This is a genomic window from Brevibacillus ginsengisoli, from assembly GCF_050113715.1.
GTDB classification, from domain to species: Bacteria; Bacillota; Bacilli; order Brevibacillales; family Brevibacillaceae; genus Brevibacillus_H; species Brevibacillus_H ginsengisoli.
Genome location: NZ_JBNJQR010000006.1, coordinates 162174 through 183660, shown reverse-complemented (window position 1 = coordinate 183660; position 21487 = coordinate 162174). Strand labels below are relative to the sequence as shown.

At 45.1% G+C, this 21487-nt stretch carries 18 protein-coding genes; 6 read left to right on the top strand and 12 right to left on the bottom strand.

Annotation, left to right across the window (positions count from 1 at the left end):
* Window positions 1–2 precede the first annotated feature (2 nt).
* The 6 genes from mutS to ACQCN2_RS14175 all read right to left on the bottom strand — a co-directional run bounded on the left by mutS (window position 3) and on the right by ACQCN2_RS14175 (window position 8367).
* On the bottom strand, window positions 3–2606 hold the full coding sequence (gene mutS / locus ACQCN2_RS14200) for a DNA mismatch repair protein MutS (protein ID WP_426929583.1): 2604 nt from the start codon (window positions 2604–2606) through the stop codon (window positions 3–5).
* Window positions 2607–2615: 9 nt separating this feature from the next.
* Entirely contained in the window at window positions 2616–3962 is a 1347-nt protein-coding gene (locus ACQCN2_RS14195) for a putative amidoligase domain-containing protein (protein ID WP_426929582.1), read from the bottom strand.
* 109 nt (window positions 3963–4071) lie between these two features.
* A complete protein-coding gene (gene cotE / locus ACQCN2_RS14190) occupies window positions 4072–4629 on the bottom strand; it encodes an outer spore coat protein CotE (protein WP_426929581.1) in 558 nt (185 codons plus the stop codon).
* Between the two features lie 84 nt (window positions 4630–4713).
* Window positions 4714–5157 (bottom strand): YlbF/YmcA family competence regulator, encoded by a 444-nt coding sequence (locus ACQCN2_RS14185; protein WP_426929580.1) that lies wholly within the window; start codon window positions 5155–5157, stop codon window positions 4714–4716.
* 18 nt (window positions 5158–5175) lie between these two features.
* Complete coding sequence (gene miaB / locus ACQCN2_RS14180; RefSeq protein WP_426929579.1) at window positions 5176–6696, bottom strand: tRNA (N6-isopentenyl adenosine(37)-C2)-methylthiotransferase MiaB; 1521 nt, start codon at window positions 6694–6696, stop codon at window positions 5176–5178.
* Window positions 6697–6828: 132 nt separating this feature from the next.
* Window positions 6829–8367 (bottom strand): PAS domain S-box protein, encoded by a 1539-nt coding sequence (locus ACQCN2_RS14175; RefSeq protein WP_426929578.1) that lies wholly within the window; start codon window positions 8365–8367, stop codon window positions 6829–6831.
* 927 nt (window positions 8368–9294) lie between these two features.
* On the opposite strand from ACQCN2_RS14175, the gene ACQCN2_RS14170 reads away from it, so the two are divergent.
* The 4 genes from ACQCN2_RS14170 to cbpB all read left to right on the top strand — a co-directional run bounded on the left by ACQCN2_RS14170 (window position 9295) and on the right by cbpB (window position 13400).
* A complete protein-coding gene (locus ACQCN2_RS14170) occupies window positions 9295–10524 on the top strand; it encodes an S-layer homology domain-containing protein (protein WP_426929577.1) in 1230 nt (409 codons plus the stop codon).
* A gap of 194 nt (window positions 10525–10718) precedes the next feature.
* Window positions 10719–11531: a lipoate--protein ligase family protein gene (locus tag ACQCN2_RS14165; protein WP_426929704.1), complete on the top strand. Its 813-nt coding sequence runs from the start codon at window positions 10719–10721 to the stop codon at window positions 11529–11531.
* Between the two features lie 54 nt (window positions 11532–11585).
* The gene (locus ACQCN2_RS14160; protein WP_426929576.1) at window positions 11586–12725 is read left to right on the top strand and encodes an acyltransferase; all 1140 of its coding nucleotides are present in this window, start codon (window positions 11586–11588) and stop codon (window positions 12723–12725) included.
* 225 nt (window positions 12726–12950) lie between these two features.
* A complete protein-coding gene (gene cbpB, locus ACQCN2_RS14155) occupies window positions 12951–13400 on the top strand; it encodes a cyclic-di-AMP-binding protein CbpB (RefSeq protein ID WP_426929575.1) in 450 nt (149 codons plus the stop codon).
* A gap of 63 nt (window positions 13401–13463) precedes the next feature.
* Here cbpB and ACQCN2_RS14150 read toward each other — a convergent pair whose 3' ends face one another.
* Window positions 13464–13880 (bottom strand): Lrp/AsnC family transcriptional regulator, encoded by a 417-nt coding sequence (locus ACQCN2_RS14150; RefSeq protein WP_426929574.1) that lies wholly within the window; start codon window positions 13878–13880, stop codon window positions 13464–13466.
* A gap of 120 nt (window positions 13881–14000) precedes the next feature.
* Here ACQCN2_RS14150 and ACQCN2_RS14145 point away from each other — a divergent pair, with 120 nt between their 5' ends.
* Window positions 14001–14753, top strand: coding sequence for an MBL fold metallo-hydrolase (locus ACQCN2_RS14145; protein ID WP_426929573.1), 753 nt, complete (start codon window positions 14001–14003; stop codon window positions 14751–14753).
* Window positions 14754–14819: 66 nt separating this feature from the next.
* Here ACQCN2_RS14145 and ACQCN2_RS14140 read toward each other — a convergent pair whose 3' ends face one another.
* The 3 genes from ACQCN2_RS14140 to ACQCN2_RS14130 form a co-directional block, all read right to left on the bottom strand.
* Window positions 14820–15872, bottom strand: coding sequence for a YheC/YheD family endospore coat-associated protein (locus ACQCN2_RS14140; RefSeq protein ID WP_426929572.1), 1053 nt, complete (start codon window positions 15870–15872; stop codon window positions 14820–14822).
* A 108-nt stretch (window positions 15873–15980) separates the two neighbouring features.
* A complete protein-coding gene (mnmM, locus tag ACQCN2_RS14135; RefSeq protein ID WP_426929571.1) occupies window positions 15981–16541 on the bottom strand; it encodes a tRNA 5-(aminomethyl)-2-thiouridylate-methyltransferase MnmM in 561 nt (186 codons plus the stop codon).
* A gap of 20 nt (window positions 16542–16561) precedes the next feature.
* Window positions 16562–17299, bottom strand: a complete 738-nt coding sequence (locus ACQCN2_RS14130) for an MBL fold metallo-hydrolase (protein WP_426929570.1) — start codon at window positions 17297–17299, stop codon at window positions 16562–16564.
* A 51-nt stretch (window positions 17300–17350) separates the two neighbouring features.
* Here ACQCN2_RS14130 and ACQCN2_RS14125 point away from each other — a divergent pair, with 51 nt between their 5' ends.
* Window positions 17351–18391 carry a YkvI family membrane protein gene (locus tag ACQCN2_RS14125; protein WP_426929569.1) on the top strand — a complete coding sequence of 347 codons (1041 nt, stop codon included), beginning with the start codon at window positions 17351–17353 and terminating at the stop codon, window positions 18389–18391.
* 316 nt (window positions 18392–18707) lie between these two features.
* Here the strand turns inward: ACQCN2_RS14125 and ACQCN2_RS14120 are convergent, their stop codons facing one another.
* Together ACQCN2_RS14120 and ACQCN2_RS14115 are read right to left on the bottom strand one after the other, a co-directional pair.
* Window positions 18708–19574, bottom strand: coding sequence for a 2-oxoacid:ferredoxin oxidoreductase subunit beta (locus ACQCN2_RS14120; RefSeq protein WP_426929568.1), 867 nt, complete (start codon window positions 19572–19574; stop codon window positions 18708–18710).
* The gene (locus ACQCN2_RS14115; RefSeq protein ID WP_426929567.1) at window positions 19546–21333 is read right to left on the bottom strand and encodes a 2-oxoacid:acceptor oxidoreductase subunit alpha; all 1788 of its coding nucleotides are present in this window, start codon (window positions 21331–21333) and stop codon (window positions 19546–19548) included. The genes ACQCN2_RS14120 and ACQCN2_RS14115 overlap by 29 nt, the downstream gene beginning before the upstream one ends.
* Window positions 21334–21487 lie beyond the last annotated feature (154 nt).

The following is a 21487-nucleotide window of genomic DNA, read 5'->3' as shown; positions in this document are numbered from 1 at the left end:
TATTACTCATCGATCTTCCGTTTCCATTCTGACAGGGTAATTAAAGCTTGCATCGGCGTTGTATCATTCAGGTTTAGCTGACGAAGCTGCTCGAGAATCGACTGTTCCTGCGGTCTTGGACATGTTACTTCTACCGTTTGGACAGGTTGTTCATTCACTTGATGAGTTGCTGCCACTGGAGCAGGTTCTCGGAAGTAAGTCTCGAAGGACAATTGTTCCGTGTCCAGACGCTTTTTCTCCGCTTCCAAACCTTCCAGAATAACTCGTGCTCGTTCTATTACTGGTCTTGGCATCTCTGCAAGCTCCGCCACGTGAATACCGTAGCTGCGATCAGCTCTACCCGGCTCAATTTTGTGTAAAAAGAGCAGCTTACCGTTTCGTTCTTCACAACGCGCGTTCACGTTAACCACCCTTGGAAGCGATTCTTCCAGTTGGGTCAGCTCGTGGTAATGTGTGGAGAACAGGGTTTTGGCCCCGATATGGTCGTGGATATATTCAATGACAGCTTGGGCTAACGCCATTCCGTCGTATGTGGACGTCCCTCTACCGATCTCATCGAGCAGGATCAAACTGCGATCTGTGGCCTTGACCAACGCATTCTTAGTTTCCAGCATCTCGACCATAAAGGTACTATGTCCGCCAACCAGGTCATCGGCCGCACCGATTCTTGTAAAGATTTGATCGATCAGCGAAAGCTTGGCCTCTTTGGCTGGAACAAAACATCCGATTTGAGCCATCACGGCAATCAGGGCAATTTGACGCATATATGTGCTCTTCCCTGCCATGTTCGGCCCAGTAATCAGCAAGATTTGCCGTTCAGAAGGATCTAGTTGGACGTCGTTGGAGACGTATTGTTCATTCTCCAGTACAGCTTCTACAACGGCATGTCGACCTGCCACTACGTGTAACTCACCCGACGCAGACACTTCTGGTCGGATAAATCCCCGCTCCTCGCTGACGGTAGCGAAAGACTGCAGCACATCAATAGCTGCCACCTTTTCCGCCAACGTCTGAATGCGAGGAATATGTTGAGCGACTCTGGAACGGATTTCAGTGAAAAGCTGATACTCCAGCTCAACCATTTTCTCTTCCGCTTCCAGAATCAGCGCTTCTTTTTCCTTCAATTCAGGGGTGATGAAGCGTTCCGCATTCGCAAGTGTCTGTTTGCGTTCATATCGATCTAGTGGTACGAGAGATTGATTGGCGCGAGACACTTCAATGTAGTAACCAAACACTTTATTGAAACCGATCTTTAAGGAGCGTATCCCGGTCATCTCACGCTCAGCCTGTTCCAATTGGGCAATCCAGTGCTTCCCTTCACGGCTGGCGGTAATCAGCTTGTCCAAGTATTCATCATAGCCAGAGCGAATAATCCCCCCATCTCGGACAGAAATCGGAGGTTCATCCACAAGGGATGACTTCAGGAATTGAGCCACATCCTTGCAGCTATCCATTCCGTCTGCCAGAGCGGCAAGTACCTCAGAGCCACAATTCTCTAACAAATGGATAAGCGCAGGAATCGCTTCCAGAGAATGACGGAGCTGCACGAGGTCGCGGGCATTAGCATTTCCATACGAGATTCGGCCTACCAATCGCTCCAAATCATAGATTTCATCCAAACTGGAGCGAATATCCGAACGCAGCAATAGCTGGTCTTTTAAAAATTCAACAGCTTGCAACCGACGTTCGATTTCGGAAAGTGTTAGTAATGGACGTTCAATCCATCTGCGGAGCATCCGTCCGCCCATCGCGGTTTCCGTGCGGTCCAGAAGCCACAGAAGCGAACCCTTTTTACTCTTGTCCCGGATGGTTTCCGTCAGTTCCAAATTACGGCGGGAATAAGGGTCCATCTGCAGATACTGGGTTGACTCATACTGCTTGAGAACACGCAGATGAGCAAGACCACGTTTCTGAGTCGCCCCTATGTACGTAAGAAGGGAACTAACTGCCAGTCTCATTGATTCATTAAGCAGTTGAGCCTCTTGTCCATACTGGCTAATGGCCAGATCGAGATCGATATCTTGTGTCTGTAAATAGGAAATGGTTACGTCTGGTTTGTAACGCTGTGCTACTTGGTCGCATAAGACAATTTCGAGCGGACGATACTGCATTGCTTCGTCCAGCGCCTGTGTCCCACTTCTGGCAAAACAAGTAACATACATTTCACCAGTACTCATATCGCATGCGGCGACAGCTTCGCTTCCTGCCTTCTCTGCAATGACAACCAGATAGTTATTCTCTTTATCCGTTAACCAATTGCCTTCCATCATCGTTCCCGGAGTAATAACGCGAGTGACTTCCCGTTTGACAACTCCTTTGGCGTCCTTCGGGTTTTCTACCTGTTCGCAAACCGCTACTTTATAGCCTCTTTTTAACAGTTCGGCAATATAAGTTTCAGCGGAATGGTGAGGGACTCCGCACATTGGAATGCGTTCTTCTCCCCCTCCTTCTCGTCCGGTCAATGTTATTTCCAACTCGCGGGAAGCAAGGATCGCATCCTCGAAAAACAATTCATAAAAATCTCCTAAGCGAAAAAACAAAAACGTATCTGGGTAGTCTTGCTTAATCGCCAGATACTGTTGGATCATCGGGGTATATTGTGACATTTTTTATTTTCACCTACTAGGCATTTTCTCATTTAGTATTATAGCATGCTTTGCTGGGGTTGTTGAGTGGGGGACCAGTCCCCATTCGAGTCGGAGATCCTGTTCGTTATTCCATCGCGTGTTCGACATGATATAGTGGTAGAACGCATCCAGTTCCAGCTGATATTCTCGGTACATCGGCAGTTTGAGCAAATTTCTCCACAAGAGAATCACCGCAGACCGAACCTTCTCTTTGTCCCCTTGATAATAGGCTTTGGATAAAGAGTGATTCAGTGAAACGGTTATCGCTGGCTGAGTCAATTGATCGCAATGAGTAGCCACTACTTTCGCCAAGGCCAATACTCCTTGTGTAACTAGCGGAGAAACCAACCAACTGGGTAACGTCCTATACTCAAAGCCTCCATACGGTTGTTCGCGATAATCGCCCAAAAAACCGTATCGTGACCGCCTTCGCTTGCAGCCTTCATCTTCAATCAAAGCGAGGGGTAGCGCCAAAAAAGCGTCCATACAACGCAACAACGCAAAGCTCAGCTTGATTCCGCTAAAATGAAGATGCCCTCCAATCGGATAACCAAAAAAGGGCATTCCTCCCGCGATCCACTCCAAGTTCGCAGGAATCTTTTTCAACCCTATCCTCATAGCCTGTAGTATATGGCGAAAGACCTCACGAGGAGAATGAGAAGGCTGTGGCCTGATCTCGACTAATGGATGCAGATTGTGCGCCATTAATTCCCGAAGTCTCGCGGAATCGTAACCGATGACACCTTGTTTCTCCAAATAGCGTGAGGCAACGCCAATTTTGCCTTCGCCATCACGCAAAGCAAACTCCGGGTCAGCGCCCAACATCACTTGATGGGAGGACAAACCAACCCTCTCCCCCACGCGAAGATTATCACTCAGCTTCTCTTGTTCTAGCTGCTGATAGCCATCTTTCGTATAAAATTCAGGCAGCACCTCAAGAATGGTCATGTTTGCGACAGAGTTTACGCCAACCATGACCGATCCATAATCCAGACCAAGGGCGTAAATACTGCGAATAGCCAGTTGTACGACCCTTCTTTGTTCCAAATCCTCCGATGAAAAGGGAATCGACTCAAAAATCTGCTCCTCTTGATTGCTAACCTGATGATTTAGCCAAACCCCGGTCCCCTCCGCACGATCCAGAAGCAGGACATGATATTGGTACAACTGGATTCGGTATGTTCTCAGAAAAGTTTCACTCTCTTGAACCTGTGCCCCTCCACCCGACTCAACAGAATGTATCCGCGAACATATCCCATGTATGTGAAGGATCGCTTGGATTCGACGGGAATCACGACAAATCGACGCTGCGTCCTGTATAGGCCATCTTGTCATTGTCGTATCCCCTCCTCCTTTTTCCTATAGCCTATGCGTCTCGGGAGGAAGTGGGCACTGTCCAATACCCAATAAAAAAGAAAAAAAGAGAGGAATCAAAGTCCCTCTCTTAATCTAAATCATCGAGTAATTCGTCGAAATCATCGTCTCCATACTCGCTGTTGCTATCGTTAAAGTCTCCGGTATAATCGAAGTCTTTATCATCGCAACTGTCGCAAACAACCACACATACTTTGGTTTCGCCTACCACTTCCACTGCAAATTCCTTCTCCACACGCACAACCACATGGCCACCATGGATTTCAGCCTTGATGCATTTCGGTTGTTCTACCGCTGTGGCGAGAATCTCCAAATCACCACGGGTATTTTTGTCTAAGTAGGAAAGAGGGACTTTCTCGACATATGAGACGGATTCCTTCTTCACTTCTGTTTGCGTGTTGTCTGCGAAAGAATACCACAGGTTGACATCACACTTCCCTGAAATTTCGATCGCTTCTCCGACTTTCTCTGCTTGGAAACTGTTGTTAATAATCCAGCAACCCAGGATCGTCGAAGGAGTGTGCGTTGGCGTGATGGTATGTGTAGTCTGCGAGAATTTATGTCCCTTGCCCACTACAGCTTTTGCAATGAGTAACCGGCACTGCAGATCTTTATCTGTACCCGACATTCTGTTACCTCCTCCATACAACGTTTCTGTACATTTGTATGCAGGGTATTCGTCTAGGGTGCAAGATTCACTTCAGTCAATTTACTAGCAGCCGCATCCTTTATGAGGACGCTTTGGAGCTCCGCCGGTTTCTCCGCTCAATGGGTCTCCGCCGGTATCCAGGATAATCCGTTCCGAAACCGTATTCGTGATGACATGTGTGACCATTTGCAGCAAATCATTAACATCCATTTGAGATTGTTTGAACTCGGCAACAACCGGAATGCTATCTAGTTCATCCTGCAATTGATTGTATTCTTCTTCCAGTTGTTTCGCTACTTCCGGTTTGTTCATCGCTTCGAACTTGACGATTTGTTTTTGCTTTTGCTTCACTTCATGGATAAGATCTTGCACGCGATCGTTGTGTTTGATTTGATTCTCCGCACGTTTGAAGAAATCAACTTCCTTGGACTTTGCGATCATCAACGCAACTTCACGCGCTTTCTCAAGGATTTCTTTATTTGTATGAATTGAAGTGGATTCTGTCATCTCTCTTTACACCTCGACCTAATTGATAACCTCGCCATGCAATGTCCAAGTTTTTGCATCTGTGATTCGTACGTTGACAATTTGGCCAATCATGCTTTGGTCTCCAGGGAAATGAACGAGCTTATTGGTACGGGTGCGACCAGCCAAAATTTCCGGGTTGGTCTTACTTTCACCTTCGACCAATACTTCAACAATTTCCCCTTGAAGCTTCAGATTCTTTTCCAAGCTAATTCGATTTTGCACTTCCATTAAGCGGTGCAAACGATCTTTCTTAACATCCTCCGGCACTGTATCTTCCATGACAGCAGCAGGAGTTCCTTCACGCGGAGAATAGATGAAGGTATAAGCGAAATCATACTCAACTTCCTCCACCAACGAGAGCGTCTCCAAGAATTGCTCCTCTGTTTCACCAGGGAACCCAACAATGATGTCCGTGCTTAACGAGACATTCGGGATCGCTGCCTTGATTTTACGAACCAATTCGAGGTAGTGCTCCCGAGTGTATTTGCGCGCCATCATCTTGAGGACCTCGGAGCTTCCCGATTGAACAGGCAGATGGATGTATTCCAGCAGGTTGCCACCCTTGCCGAGAACTTCAATTAAGTGATCATCAAAGTCACGCGGATGGCTGGTCGTAAAGCGTACGCGCGGAATATCGATTTTGCGGATTTCATCCATGAGATCGCCAAAACCGTAGTTCATATCCGTCAAGTCTTTACCATAGGCATTGACATTTTGACCAAGCAGCATTATTTCTTTGAAGCCTTGACGTGCCAAATCGCGAACTTCCGCAATGACGTCTTCAGGTCGACGGCTGCGCTCTTTGCCGCGTGTATAAGGAACAATACAATACGTACAAAACTTGTCACAGCCATACATGATGTTGACCCACGCTTTGATGTTGCCTTCACGAATCTTCGGCATGTCCTCGACGATATCGCCTTCCTTGGACCACACCTCGATGACCATCTCCTTGGAGTACATCGCGTCACGAACTAGCACAGGCAAGCGGTGAATGTTGTGTGTACCAAAGATCAGATCTACCTGTTGGTAGCTCTTGAGAATCTTGTTGACGACACTTTCCTCCTGAGACATACAACCACATACACCAAGGATGATGTTGGGGTTGTTCCGCTTTAAGTGCTTCATGTGACCCAATTCTCCAAACACCTTGTCTTCCGCACCTTCACGAATGGCACAGGTATTGAACAGAATAATATCGGCTTCTTTCTCATCTTCCGTTGAAGAATAACCCAATTGGGTGAGAATTCCAGCGATGGTTTCACTATCGTGTTCGTTCATCTGACAGCCATACGTACGAAGCAGGAATTTCAGGTCTTTTCCTTTGGTCAGCTCGCGGATCTCCATGCCAGCTTGATTGATTTGCGGATCTTCAGAGAAGCTAAGGACCGCGATTTCTTCTTTGCCGCGCTTCTTGGCATCCTTTAAGGAAGGCGGTTGAAAGTATTTAGCGTAATCTTTGGATGTTTTGGCAGAAGTAGCGGATTTTAAGTCCGATCCACCTTGTTTGTCAGTCATTCTATCACCTCAGCAAATTGCTATATAAATTGTAAGAACCAATTTATAATTATAGCATGCACCGAGGTTTTAATCCACGTAAACAAAAGGCGGATTGGAAACCAAATACATTTAGAATAGTAAAAAATCGTTTTACTGAATGGTAATGGAAACAACGCAGATGTCATCCTCAAGAGGACAAGCTCTTTCCGTATAAAACCGATTTATTTTCCGAAGATAGTGGTCGTTGCTAATCTTGAGATTTTGCAAAAGACTCCCTTGCAAACTCTGAAGGGTCTCCTCATACGAGTTCATTCTTGGCTCAACTATCCCATCGGTGAACAATAGGAGTCTGCTCTTATCCGTGTAGGCGATTTGATGCTTCTTGATCGGAAGCTCTCGTACTAATCCAATTGGAACGCTTCCTTCATCCAATTGGGTAATCTCACCATTCCCGGTGGCAAGCAAACCGGTTGGATGGCCGGCATTACAGTATTCAATCAGACGATTTCGAGTATCGATTAAGACATAAATGGCTGTAAAAAAATGATCATTCGAGAATTCATCATTCGAGTACAACGTGTACATTTGACGGTTTAGTTCTTTCATCACCAGCTCTGGACATACCAGCTGTTTGATCAAGCCACCTAGCAAGGAGCGAATTGACATGCTGATTAAGGATGCCGCTACACCATGACCGACCACATCAAGCAAAATAACGCCATAGCGTTGATGGTCGATCTCATACCACGCGTACATATCGCCCCCGAGCGCCTTGGATGGCAAATAGGTCGCGTCAATCTCGATTTGTTGGTTCACGATCGGTCTGCTTAAGACATGCTTTTGCACCTGTTTCGCCAGTTGCAGATCTTGACGCAATTTTTCTTCTTCCTCTATACGCTTCGTGATGTCGGTGAACACCGAGGCAAAATACATGGCTTTCCCTTGTTCATTCGTAATTAAGCGAATGGAGGCTCCCTCAACAAAAACTTCTCCCGTCTTGTTTCGGTTCCAGATTTCACCTTCCCACTTGCCCGATTGTTTTAACGTGTCCCACATGGATTCAAAAAATTCGGGAGGATGAACGCCTGATTTGAGCAGACGAGGATTCTGACCCAATACCTCCTCCTCGCTATATCCCGTGATCTGGCAAAAGGCAGGATTAACCAATAAGATCTTTCCGTCCAAATCGGTTATTAAAATGCCTTCCAACGCATTCTCAAACACTTTTCCCTTCAGTTCCAGCTGTTCTTCAATCAGCCTGCAATTCATCACTTCCCGAAGTTTCATGAAGTATGCTTGCCAATGACCTTCTTGAGAGATCGGCTTGGTAACACTTTCCATCCATACAAACCATCCCGCAGAGTGCCGGAAACGAAATTCGATCAGGTCTCCTCGAAGCACGTTCTTGATGGTCGTGAAACTAACCGAGAAATTCTCCACATCCTCGGGATGAATGAACTCAGCCACCTGGTGACCCACCATTTGAGAAGCGGAAAATCCTAATTTGGGTTCACACCCCGGGTTCGCTGCGCGTATGTTTCCCTCTTCATCAAGTAACAAGAATACCTCGTCCGTCTTTGCGAGCAGCAAGGATAATAACTCTTCATGCAAGTTCATCTCTTGATAGGTTTGTTGAACGATGGAGAGCTTGTGTACCATCTCCTCAAGGCTTCGTTTGTCTACCTCCATACCACGGCTCCCCCATATGCCCATAATCAATAGAATTTGGGTGCAATTCCCATGTACTCTATTGTAAACAAACATAGAGCACAATCCAAATTGCAATAATATGACTTTTTTTCCTAATGAAAATGGTATTGGATGAGTTTGTATTCATTTGCCATACGTACATTTTACCAGTTGGTAGGCAACCGTCTTGGCGCATGTCCCCGTGTCACGCATACATTATCCTATAATCTCGAAAGGAGGAGTTATCTTGTATCAATATCTCGCTGGAAAAGGAGAAAGTCTTCATTCAATTTCCTGCCGTTTCAAGATCAATCTCAAATGGCTTATTCAAAACAACCCATACGTCCGAAGCCCATATGTCCGTTTTCCTCGCAAAAGAGTGATTATCGTACCATTTCCACTGCCACCAGGAAGAACAGCCCCATTCCTACCACCACCGCCACCTCCACCTCCACCGCCACCGCCTCCCAGAGCTATTCGACCTTTCCCACCAGCTCCGCCACCCCCATCCGTTGTTTCGCCTTACTCAGCATTCGTACAGGTTCATCCACTACCGCCCGTACAACCATTCCCTCCATTTCCACCTGCTATACAACCTTTTCCTCCATTTCCACCTCCACAACCCTGTCCGCCTATATCCCCCTGTCCACCAATTCATAAAGAATCTTCCTCTTCTTCCTCCTCTTCTTCCTCTGCTTGTAAGCGTAAAAGACGCTGTGATCGACAATCCTCTTCCTCTTCCTCTACCTCATGCTCCCGCAGAAGAAGACGCTGGAGATTCCCCTGATTTAGATTTTCAAAATAGACAGCAGGCAAATTATTCCTGCTGTCTTATTTTTTTTAATCAAGCTTGTCCTTCTGCAACCTTCCTGTAATTTCCAACGTCATATCTGTCAGAAAAATCTTTTCACATTAAAGGAGGATCATATGAAAAAGCTGCTAACCTATTTGCTGACAGCTGCTTTATTCTTCACTCTTCTCCCGCTCGCCCACGCATCGGAACGGTTCTCAGATGTATCCAGAAGCCATTGGGCCTATGAAGCCATCATGGAAATGTCCAACAAAGGAATTATCTCAGGGTATAATGACGGAACCTTCCGTCCTGATGCCAAGATCACCCGCGCTGAATTTGCCAAAATCATGATTGCAGCCGCCAACATCGATATTGAACGCTCCAACAACATTTCTCAGACCTTTGAAGATGTCAATAAAAAACACTGGGCGTTCTATTACGTAGAGCTGGCCAAATCGTACCTAACCGGATATAAATCGGGTTCCGTCTATCTATATAAACCAGATGAATATGCTGTGCGTGAAGATATCGCAGTCGCGCTGGTTCGATTAATGGGCTATGATCGCACCCAAACGCCGAAACTCTCCCAACTCGACAACTTCCGTGACCAAGACGATATCTCCAAGGCGCTGCGTCCCTATATTGCGCTCGCCCTTCAAAATGATCTCATCAAAGGCTTTAATGACTCAACATTTAGACCCCAATCGCCAATCACTCGGGCAGAAGCCGCATCACTGTTGTATCGGTCCAAGTTGGATGAAGTGAAAGTGGTATTCCCGCCAACAACTCCAACCCCCAAGCCCCCTACACCTCCAACAAGCATTACGGACAGCTTCTCCGACAGCAAGCTCAGTCAGTGGAAAACGGACGATTCATTTGGCACATGGGGCGTCGTCGATAAAACCGTTACTGCTTTCAGTACGGATACGAATCTTCACCACTACTTTTTGCCGCTTGATTGGAACAAGGCCGATGAGTCAAATTTTCAAATTCAAGTGGATGTGATCGCTCGCAAAAATGATGGGTTGGGCGGCTTATTCATCACCGGAAAAGATGATGTTGCCAAAGTCATTTTCGTGGAAAAAGGAAAATTAACGATTGCTGAAGTGAAAGACGTTCAACAAAAGGAAGCAAAGGTACTCGCTCAAGCTTCTTATCTTTTAAAATCAACTAATACACTAAAAGTCGAAGTGAAGGACTCAACTCTCTCCGTTTATCTAAATGGCAATTTCATTTTCGAGCAAAAAGATCAAATCAAACAGCCAACCAAAGTAGGTCTCTACCTGCAACGTAAGGCCATGATTGACGTCCCGAATAAAGCCACATATTTTGATAATTTTTCGTTAAAAGTTCTTAAGAATTAAAAAACACCTTTAAAAATGTCCAAATAGCCCGGGATTCGTGGATTATCCCGGGTTATTTGGTTTTTTGACACGGGAACATACCGATTGCTTCATTGATTAAGTATTCGCTCACGTGTATAATGAAAACCGACTTTTGCCTGATGAAAGGAGCCAGGACATTGTCATTTTTTTCATCATTTCCCGAAATTCTCTGGATGGACTCGGGCACACATACCGCGAGTCCCGTATTGCCTATTGCCATTGATGAAGCATTCGCAAATCTAATGGCGGAACCAAACTCGAAACCGATTGTTCATTTATGGATATACGAACGAGCTCTTTTTCTTGGAAGACGAGACGCCAAGCTTCCCCGACTGGAGAAAGCCCTGCAACAAACTGCCCGACAAGGGTATGGAGCACTTTTGCGTTCTTCTGGGGGCGCATGTGTTCCACTAGACCAAGGCGTACTAAACATGGCGATTTTACTGCCTGATCGCAATATCTCGATCGATGATTTCTTCCAATTAGCCACGAGCATGTTGCAGGAAGGCTTGTCCTCATACGGCGAAATTGAAATCGGGGAAGTCCTAGGATCCTACTGCGTTGGTGATTACGACTTTGCGATGAACGGAAAAAAAATCGGTGGAATGGCACAACGACGCACTCGCTTTGGCTCTATTCTACAGCTTTGCATCAATGTTGAAGGAAGTGGCCTAGAACGAGGGCGGCTAATGGAACGCTTCTATCAAGAGGCAGGACTTCAGGAAATGGAATCACATAAACCAATCCCCTCAATCGAAGCTGAAACCATTGGCAGTGTTTCCGACCAAATGAAAAAAGAGATTACGGTAGCTGAAGTAAAATCTGCTCTTTGGGATGCTTTTTCCAAATGTCATTCAGCCAAGCAAGTACCCTTTCGAATTGATTTAGAGAGTGTTGAGAATGCGCGTACCCACCTTCAGGACAAACTAGGCTTGTTTGCTTTTACCGCTAGAGAGCTTCAGGAAGATTCCTGGCGCCTTCCCTGATCAAATACACCAATCTGGGAATGTTCTAGCGTTTACTAGGAGGAATCAGACATCATGGATAACAATAGAAGAGGCTCTTTTCAAGACTTGAATGCCTTTTTCGTATTTGGGGCATTGTCGATCCTCTTGATTCATATTCTTGGTTTTTTTATCGATGCTCAAGGTGATTTTCCGTGGAACTACGATATTGAGGCATTGAGTATTATTCTTTTACGATTTGGTCGCTCGTTTTTTATTTTTGGTACAGGCATGCTCCTTTTTTACTGGTACAAGCATCGTCAAGTCCTATGGAGCACCTTTTGGAAGAAACGTTTGGTGAATATTATCATTCCCTACCTCATCTGGACAGGAATTTATACGTATACCCAGTTTCATACCGTTGATTTAAATATCTTGGTTCCAGAGTACCTAAAAAGTTTGATCACTGGCAGTTCCTTTTATCACTTGTACTACATTCCGCTCTACTTGCAAGTGACTGTCTTCTTCATGCTCACAAAGCATGGAATTGAAAAACACTTGCGCTTCAAACATGTAATATACATCGGAATTCTGCAGCTGCTTCTGTACGGAGTATATCAATATTTCTTTGTTTCACCGGCAGCCGATCAGATCGATTGGTCTTCCTCTGTCATTTTGCAGATCCTGCATAACAGCTACACCTATAGTCAGTTGTACGTCTGCATGTATGTGTTTTATTTTATACTGGGAGCATACGCTGGAATGTACGTCACTGAATGGAGAACTTGGATAAAGCGTTTGTTGCCCTACAGTTGGGCCGTTTTGATTCTCTCGACAGCAACCTTGATCACGCTTTATTTGACCAAGCAAATGACCTATTTGGAAGGTTTAAATATATTCAATCCGTTATATATGATTTATACAACCAGCTTCATATTGGCTTTCTACCCGCTTATGGCTTATCTCGGCAGAACAGAACGACTCGGAAAGCTGCTGTCTCAATTGGCCAAGCATAATATGGCGATCTATATCACACATCCATTTCTCTTGTACCTGTTGGAGAGTTATGTGATTTACCATGTACGATTCTGGCCAGTACCGATGATCATCTTCGCTTTGCTCATCGTAACAGCCCCACTCAGCGTCATCTTGTATAACTGTACGACGATCGTGAAATGGAAAAAGACACAAACACAAGTTCAATCGAAGCCGGTTATGCAATCGTATCAAGCCTGATAAGGATTTGAGCGTGGTTGTCAACAAATCCCTAATGAATTTCTTGTTCAATCAGGCCATACTATTATTCGGGAACAGTAATCCCACACCTCGATTAATTGGCCTAGCGAATTAGCTGGGCCTTTTTTCGTGAATTCGTTCTGACTATATTAGAATCTTTACAATCCGAGCGTTGCAGAGTAACGTTAGGTTATTCGGATTGCTTTTAGAAAGGACGTGGTAGCTTTGTCAGAGCCACAACAACAAAAACAACTCCAGCTTCCTCAAGCTGATCTTACCAACCTCGTCATCTCCGCTTCCAAAGTAGCCCATGTTCAACTGGGCAACTCTCTGGAACACGCTCTACTTGTTCTAATCAAATCTGGGTACTCGTCTATTCCCGTTCTTGATATGGACTACCGTATTCACGGGTTAATCAGCAAGACGCTCATATTAGAATCTATCCTGGGGATCGAGCGTATTGAATATGAAAAGCTGGCAGAGCAAAAAGTAGAAGACGTGATGAATCGAAAAATTCCTCGCATCAAAGAAACAGATGATTTTCTTCGGGCTTTGGAACTATCCATTAATCATCCATTCCTCTGTGTGGAAAATGAGGATGGCGTCTTTGTGGGCATTCTTACACGCAAGTCAATTTTGGCGTTATTTTACCGTCAAATTCGCGGTCTTGAGTAATCTCTAACAGCAGAAAACCAGTCGACACCCATCAGTGTTCGGCTGGTTTTTGTTTGAAGAAGGTTATTCTATCACTTTCTTTAAAGACAAAGACACCCGATAATTAGCATGATCTAGCAACTGATCGAGGAAAAGGTTCAGCTCCTCTTGCTCTTTAAAGTTCGCCTTGATCCAGTAGCAGCCTTCTCCTGTTACCCGATGCGCTTCCTCAATACACGTTTGATGCTCGAGAAACCCAAGAAAGCGTTGGTGATTCGCCGATTTCATGAAAATGGTGATCAACGCCGTGATCTTTAGCCCCATTTTTTGCTGATTCAGTTTAATCGTAAAACCTTCGATGATACCCATTTCCTCCATTTTTCGGATGCGTGAAGCAACCGCTTGCCCCGTCAAATGAACCTCTTCTCCAATGGTTTTCCATTGCTTGCGACAATCGCGCAGCAGTACCTGCAAGATCTCCAGATCAGTCTGATCAAGCATACTGGTCCAATTCCTTTCATTATGTAAGTTCTCGCTTATGAACACTTTCATGAGGCCATTCATTCATGGTGTTGGTATTTGATACGCTATGAATAGCCAATCGTAAGGAGTGAATCGTCCATGAAACTGCAAGTCATTCGCCATGCCACGTTACTGCTTAGTATAAAGGATCAGAACATTCTGGTCGATCCTATGCTAGGACCAAAAGAATCTGCCCCGCCTATTATCAATTCGGGGAATACAAGGCGCAATCCACTCGTCGATCTACCCTCCAACCTGCCAATCTGGAACGAGATAGACGCGTTACTCATCACCCATTGCCACAGGGATCATTTAGACGATACCGCTAAAGAGATTCTTCCCAAGCATCTGCCAGTCTTTTGTCAACCAACTGACGTTGCTACACTGCGTGACGCTGGCTTTACGGATGTGATTCCCATTCAGGACACCTTTAAGTGGAATAACATTACGATAACTCGTACAAATGGCCAGCACGGCACAGGCGAGATTGGGAAAGCCATGGGGAATGTATCAGGGTTTGTGCTGGCGGCTAACGAAGAACCTACTCTTTATATCGCAGGGGATACGATTTGGTGTGATGATGTCCGTGAAGCTATTACTTCTTTTCAGCCTAGCGTTACGGTACTGAATGCGGGCGCCGCCCAGTTCATCAAGGGTGATCCGATTACGATGGATGCTAAGGATGTAAGGGAAGTTTGTCATCATGTTCCAAACAGCAAGGTGGTCGCCGTTCATATGGAAGCCATTAACCATTGCTTGCTGACACGAGATGAACTGAGGAGCGAGTTGGAGAGAAGTGATCTTATAAATCGTGTGAGTATTCCACTGGATGGAGAAGTACTCTACTTCTAAACGTAGCTAAATACAAAAACAACCTGCACCCACTAAAGTTGAGTGCAGGTTGATCTTTACTTCCCGTTAAGATAAAAAGCTTTTCCCGTACGCCATCGGTCGTCGATAGGTTTCCTTGAACATGCCTATGGAACCAGCCTTATAAAAGGAATACCGTTGATCACGCACGTTCACTTCGATTAAATACGGGTTCCCTTCACGATCTATCCCCATATCCATTCCGAGGTCGGCTAATGAAGGGTAAAATTTATTCAGCTGTTGGGCGATTTCTATTGCCGCTTGTGAAATCCGCTTTTTGATCTCTTGGACCTTCAAATTGGAATCAAATAAGTCAAGTAGCACCCGATCAATTGGCTCTGCTTTCCCTCCACGAGACAAGTTGCTTAGTTTATTCTGAGGATTGGCCACTTTGCAAACGAGACCAGAAACATTCCATTCACGGTTCCCGTCTTTTTGGACAGAGACGCGAATATCGAACGTACGTCCATGATATCTAGCCAATGGTATCCCTTGTTGAACTAGAAAACGTCTTCCACTTACCCACCTACCCGCTTCAGTTACGACACCATATTTGCTTAACACGGCACGCTTTCCCGCCGCAACAAACAAATAGTTGTCTCCTTGTCTTTCGATGCGAGCTACTCCCTTTCCAACAGATCCAACCACAGGCTTCACATAGACAACCGGATTTCCTTGCAGGAAACGGACTAAATTGTCTTTGGTATAAAGAGACGTCTGCGGAAGATACTTCCGTAGATTGGGGTTGCGAATGAGTAAACGATGGACCGTTGATTTATTACGAGCAACGATGCCATTATACACTTTTCCGATCCTTCCCAGGCGTTGAATGGCCTGATTGGTCTTGTTATCGCCCGTCAACACTCGATTATGAATAATCTTCGGTAGTTTCGTCTTATGACGCACTAATTTTCCATTTCGATAACGATAGCCCCTAACTTTGTTACGAGTAAAGTCAACATGTAATGGATGAAAAAAAACAGGAAATAAATTTAGTTCCTTACCGATCTCCTCATAATAGTTGAGCCGTTCAAACGTGCTTTTCCCTTCAATTGCTCTTTGCAACACTTTCCAATCTAACAGAATTCCAATTTGCCCCACACAGATCCCCTCTCACATCCTAATCTATCAATAAGTTGTTTCTTTATCAGGATATGTTTCATGTGGGAAAAGCGATTGCCTATTTCGAGCGAGGAGGAGCCTACTTCTTTACGACTCTCTTCTTTCGATGGCTAGCAAAAATGGGGCTTGGTTCTTCTGGTTCAGGTATTGATATTTTAGAACTAGATATTCCGATTGATCCAACGCCATGCAATAGTTCTCTACCTCTTCCTTCTCGATCACGCCGGCTTCGTGACCCCAATACACCACGATGGTCATAATCCCACCAGATTTCAGAATTTGAAGACCTGATTCAATCGCTCGAATCGTGCTCTTTGCTTGGGTTGAAACTTCTTTGTCCCCGCCTGGCAGATATCCCAGATTAAACATGATGGCTCCTACAGACTCGGAGATCTCCTTGATTTGTTCATGACTGACGAGTCTCATCTCCACTTGCTCTAGGACACCATAGCTCTCTAGCCTTACTTTTGTCTTTTCTGCAGCCTCCTTCTGGATGTCAAAGGCGATGACCTTGCCTTCTTTTCCAACAAGTTCAGCTAGAAATAAAGTATCATTGCCGTTTCCCATCGTGGCATCGATAACTGTCTCGCTGCTGCCCACTCTTTCCCGAATGAGACGACGCGCAACTTCCAACACATTTGGTAACATAATGACTTCCTCTCCTGATCTTAAATCTGTAGTTGTAAGCCAATTTCAGCGATGAGCTTTTCACCGTATGTGAACCCCTGCATTTCCGCTCGAATTTCCTCAAGTTTGTAGGCGGGGAACAAGTGCGTGATCATCAATTTTTTGGCCTGAAGTTCTTGTGCGATTTGTGAGGCCTGGATGATGCTAAGGTGACCAGTGGGCCCTTGAGGTTTGAACCGTTCTAGAAACGTTCCTTCACAAATGAACAGATCCGCATCCCTGGCAAAATCCCAGTTAGTTTTGGGTCCGCTGTCTGCGCCATACACCAGAACTCTCCCCTGATATTCGATCCTCATTGCGTAACAGGGAATATCATGCTGCGTCCTATGAAATGAAATCTGTACATCCTTGATCTGTATAACAGAGTTCTCTCGAATTTCCTGATGGACGGTCGCCTCTTGATAAGTAAGTTTTAGTCCCCGCTCTTCTATATTAGCTGGCCCATAGACGGGTAAAACCCCTTTGGTTCGATCTTTCAGACGCTGATGCAGCATAATCCCATATTGTAAGACACCTATATCAGCCACATGGTCGTGATGATAATGAGACAAACAGACGGCGTCAAGCTCAACAAGCGGAAGGTGCTTCATCAGCTGACTAATGACTCCACTTCCACAGTCTAGTAAAATATTCGATTGGTCTGTCTGGAGTAAGTACCCTGGTGTAGCTCCATTTGGCCCAGGATAAGGGGATTGACAACCTAATACGGTCAAGCGCATGAAACGCCACTCCTTCTCATAGGATGATTGTAGGCGGACAGGGGGTGGAAGATGCCAAACAAATGGTTTCACAGCCTACAGATTGCCTTTACGTATATCGGTACTGTGGTGGGCGCCGGATTTGCCTCAGGTAGAGAAATCATAGAATTCTTCGTACAATACGGCATACAAGGCTTCATCGGTATCCTAATCGCCGCCCTTTTATTCGTCTGGGCGGGGACACGGATCATGCTCATCGCCCATAAAATCAAAGCGTCTTCCTATCAAGATATAAGTACCTACCTTTTCGGCAAAACTGCAGGAACCTTGTTTAACGGGATTCTGCTTACCATTCTCTTGGGGACGACATCGGTCATGCTGGCAGCTTCAGGCTCCATCTTTCAGGAAAGCTTTCAGTTACCTGCGCAAGTGGGAATTTGGCTTACTATGTGCTGTATTTACCTCATAACCATTCGAGGGCTGAACGCGATTTATTCAGTGAATAGTCTGTTCGTTCCCCTATTAATTATGTTCACTGTAGTTGTTTTTTTCTTTCATCAACCCTGGAAGGCTGAAAATCTGTCGCTTAGTACCATCAAGCTCGAACATTCATGGTTCTGGATCAGTTCTCCTCTTTATTATGTATCGCTTAATCTTGCCCTTACACAATCCGTCCTTGTACCCATCGGGCGTGAAACCAAAGAGAAAGCATCTCTCATCTGGGGAGGACTCTTCGGAGGACTAGGTATTGGCTTGTTACTTCTTCTCGCCTATTCCTCAATGGCAGGCCATATCCCGTCCATTTTGAAAATGGAGATGCCCATGATTTATTTGCTTGTGGATATGGGCAAGTGGTTTGCCCTGTTGTTCGCGATATTGGTTTACGCAGAGATTTTCTCCTCTCTGGTTGCCAACGTGTTCGGTCTTGTTGAACAAGTGAAAAGATTCTTCCAGGTTTCGCCCCACGTCATTATTCTCGTCATCCTAGCTGGAGCCTATCTGATTAGTTTTGTCGGATTTAGCTCACTACTTTCTCTATTGTACCCACTTTTCGGACAGGTGGTAGTGATTTTTCTCCTGATGTTAGGGTTTAGGCAATGGACTGAAAGGTAAATAAGAAAAGACTTCGTCCCTCTATGCTCTGTTTAATCTCGCGTGTAGCATTTGCTGTCCGCTCCGTTCATTACGGAAGGGAGTCGACAAGAAAATCACTACGCTTCTCTATGACGTAAAGAATGCCGACTTTTTACCTTCCTTCATTCTCTGCACTTGGTTTCGCTTAAAATGAGCGTCGAGCGGACGAAATCTTTTCTCAGTGGGCTTGCGCGAATGGATAAGTTTAATAACTTTACCACTGTAAAGCAATTAAACTTTCCGATATTAATTAAAAAACCTCTCCGCATAAACGGAGAGGTTTCGACATCGAGAATTAATAGAATTCTGCAACCAATTTACCAAAGTCTTCAGCAGAGAGACGGATATCTTGGTTAGCAATTCCTTGATCTTTGAAGCCATGGACAGAGGATTCATAAGATTTTTTCTCAGTATCTTGATAGATCAAACCATTCAAGAGACCTTTGTATTGCATGGAGTAAGACATTGCTTTGATACGATCGTGCGGATCATATCCTTCAATTGTCTCAACCGGTACGATGCTTTCTTTGAACCAGTCATAGGTGTTTACTTTGTTGTATGTTACGCAAGGGCTAAATACGTTGATCAAGGAGAAACCTTTGTGGTTCAAACCTTTTTCGATCAAATCAGTCAAGCCTTTAAGATCGCTGGAGAAAGATTGAGCAACGAATGTCGCGCCAACTGACAATGCCAATTCAACTGGAGAGATGGCAGACTCGATAGAACCAGTTGGGGTAGATTTCGTCACGAAACCAGCTGCGGAACGTGGAGAAGTTTGTCCTTTTGTCAACCCGTAGATAGCGTTGTCCATTACGATATAGGTAATGTCCATGTTACGACGAATGGCATGAACAGTATGACCCATACCAATCGCGAAGCCATCGCCGTCTCCACCGGATGCGATTACTTTCAATTCGCGGTTAGCCATTTTCAAGCCTTGTGCGATTGGAAGCGCGCGGCCGTGAATACCGTGAAGACCGTAGCAGTTGATATAACCAGAGATACGACCAGAGCAACCGATACCAGAAATAACTGCTAATTCCTCAGGTTCCAAACCAACGTTAGCTGCAGCGCGTTGAATTGCCGCTTGAACGGAGAAGTCACCACAACCTGGGCACCAGTTTGGCTTTATATTATTGCGAAACTCTTTGAACGTCGCCATGTTTGATCAGCCCCTTAACACCTGTATAAATATCGTTTGGTAAGAACGGATTACCATCGTATTTGTTTACAGTTTCGATTTTTTCAGCGTTACCAATGTTCATTTTCATCAAACCAGAAATTTGGTTTGTTGCGTTGTTCTCGATTACCACTACTTTGCGAGCTTTATCTACAAGAGATTTCATTTGCTCGGCAGGGAATGGATGCAACAAGCGAATTTGAGCATGGTTTACTTTCAAACCTTCTTGTTCCAAACGTTGTTTCGCTTCATGAATGGTACCGCCGGTGGAGTTAACGCCTACAATCAGAACGTCAGCTTCTTGGTTAGGAGCATCCACCAAAACAGCATTCGGGAATTTCGCTGGAAGATCATTCAGCTTTCTGAGACGTTTTTCAACTTGTTGGTTACGGTTCACTGGGCTTTCAGAAGGACGACCAGTTTGATCGTGCTCTACGCCTGTTACATGGTGAAGACCGAATTTTTGTCCAGGGATGGAACGTGGGGACACGCCATCTTCTGTTACTTCATATCGTTTGAACAACTGATCTGCAGGAAGCTCAGGAAGCTGTTGTCCAGCCAGCAATTTACCACGGCGGATTTCAACCTTGCTGTAATCAAGAGGTTCAGTTGTTTGTTTTCCAAGGGAAAGTGCGATGTCTGTCATCAAGATAACAGGAACTTGATATTCTTCCGCAATGTTATACGCTTCAACCGTATCATAGAAGCATTCTTCTACTGTACTAGGTGCCATTACTACTTTAGGAATTTCACCATGAGTACCGTAGATCATAGCCATGAAGTCAGATTGTTCTTGTTTGGTAGGCATACCAGTAGAAGGACCGCCACGTTGAGTGTCAATGATGACTACTGGAGTTTCCGTAATACCAGCAAGACCGATTGCTTCCATCATCAAGGACAATCCAGGACCAGAAGAAGCTGTCAGTGTACGAGCACCGCCATATGCTGCTCCGATTGCCATTGTGATCGCAGAAATCTCGTCTTCTGTTTGGATAACCGCACCACCGAATTTCGGCAGTTTTTTGGTCAGGTATTCCATTACCTCAGAAGCAGGTGTAATTGGATATGCAGGCATGAAACGAACACCCGCAGCGACTGAACCAAGTGCAATCGCGTCATTACCGATCATGAACAAACGAGTTTGTCCATCTGTTTCTTCAGCTTTATCTAATTGGAAGTCCGGCAATTGTCCGCCAACCAAGTTTGTTACGAATTCAGCACCACGTGCAATCGCTTCCATGTTCTTCTCTACTACCTTTTCGCCTTTGCGCAAGAACATATCTTCAACGATATTGCGGTAGCTTTCAACATCGATACCAAGGATAGCAGAAGATGCCCCGATGGATACCATGTTTTTCATCAAAGATGTTCCAAGCTCTTCAGCAATTTGTGTCAGTGGAACGGTTAACAGACGCACTTGTTTAAGTCCTTCTGGTAACACAGGGTTAAATTTAGCATCTGCGATAATAATACCGCCATCACGAAGCTCATAGGCATTCAAATCGATTGTCTCTTGGTCAAATGCAACCAACATGTCCAGAACATCAGAAATTGCGCGAAGTGGTTTTGTACTTACACGGATTTTGTTATTCGTGTGACCACCTTTGATACGGGAAGAGAAGTGACGATAACCATACAGATAATACCCCATGCGGTTCATCGCTGTAGAGAAGATTTCGCCGGTACTCTCGATACCCTCCCCTTGCTGTCCTCCAACTTTCCAAGAAAGTTGACTAATCATGTAATTCCACCCCTTCAGTGACTGTGAAAGAAGATGCAACAGCTTGTCACACATTCACTTTCGACAATAATAGTACAGGTGTCGATGAATCATCATTACAGTAAATGGTTAAGATGTGAACAAACTGTGTATAAGCTTTTCCAATTGTAGTTCT

What these genes read in the sequence shown, in the direction of transcription:
- mutS (WP_426929583.1), bottom strand. Translation starts at nt 2,606, where the DNA reads ATGTCACAATATACCCCGATGATCCAACAGTATCTGGCGATTAAGCAA.
- ACQCN2_RS14195 (WP_426929582.1), bottom strand. Translation starts at nt 3,962, where the DNA reads ATGACAAGATGGCCTATACAGGACGCAGCGTCGATTTGTCGTGATTCC.
- cotE (WP_426929581.1), bottom strand. Translation starts at nt 4,629, where the DNA reads ATGTCGGGTACAGATAAAGATCTGCAGTGCCGGTTACTCATTGCAAAA.
- ACQCN2_RS14185 (WP_426929580.1), bottom strand. Translation starts at nt 5,157, where the DNA reads ATGACAGAATCCACTTCAATTCATACAAATAAAGAAATCCTTGAGAAA.
- miaB (WP_426929579.1), bottom strand. Translation starts at nt 6,696, where the DNA reads ATGACTGACAAACAAGGTGGATCGGACTTAAAATCCGCTACTTCTGCC.
- ACQCN2_RS14175 (WP_426929578.1), bottom strand. Translation starts at nt 8,367, where the DNA reads ATGGAGGTAGACAAACGAAGCCTTGAGGAGATGGTACACAAGCTCTCC.
- ACQCN2_RS14170 (WP_426929577.1), top strand. Translation starts at nt 9,295, where the DNA reads ATGAAAAAGCTGCTAACCTATTTGCTGACAGCTGCTTTATTCTTCACT.
- ACQCN2_RS14165 (WP_426929704.1), top strand. Translation starts at nt 10,719, where the DNA reads ATGGACTCGGGCACACATACCGCGAGTCCCGTATTGCCTATTGCCATT.
- ACQCN2_RS14160 (WP_426929576.1), top strand. Translation starts at nt 11,586, where the DNA reads ATGGATAACAATAGAAGAGGCTCTTTTCAAGACTTGAATGCCTTTTTC.
- ACQCN2_RS14150 (WP_426929574.1), bottom strand. Translation starts at nt 13,880, where the DNA reads ATGCTTGATCAGACTGATCTGGAGATCTTGCAGGTACTGCTGCGCGAT.
- ACQCN2_RS14145 (WP_426929573.1), top strand. Translation starts at nt 14,001, where the DNA reads ATGAAACTGCAAGTCATTCGCCATGCCACGTTACTGCTTAGTATAAAG.
- mnmM (WP_426929571.1), bottom strand. Translation starts at nt 16,541, where the DNA reads ATGTTACCAAATGTGTTGGAAGTTGCGCGTCGTCTCATTCGGGAAAGA.
- ACQCN2_RS14130 (WP_426929570.1), bottom strand. Translation starts at nt 17,299, where the DNA reads ATGCGCTTGACCGTATTAGGTTGTCAATCCCCTTATCCTGGGCCAAAT.
- ACQCN2_RS14125 (WP_426929569.1), top strand. Translation starts at nt 17,351, where the DNA reads ATGCCAAACAAATGGTTTCACAGCCTACAGATTGCCTTTACGTATATC.
- ACQCN2_RS14120 (WP_426929568.1), bottom strand. Translation starts at nt 19,574, where the DNA reads ATGGCGACGTTCAAAGAGTTTCGCAATAATATAAAGCCAAACTGGTGC.
- ACQCN2_RS14115 (WP_426929567.1), bottom strand. Translation starts at nt 21,333, where the DNA reads ATGATTAGTCAACTTTCTTGGAAAGTTGGAGGACAGCAAGGGGAGGGT.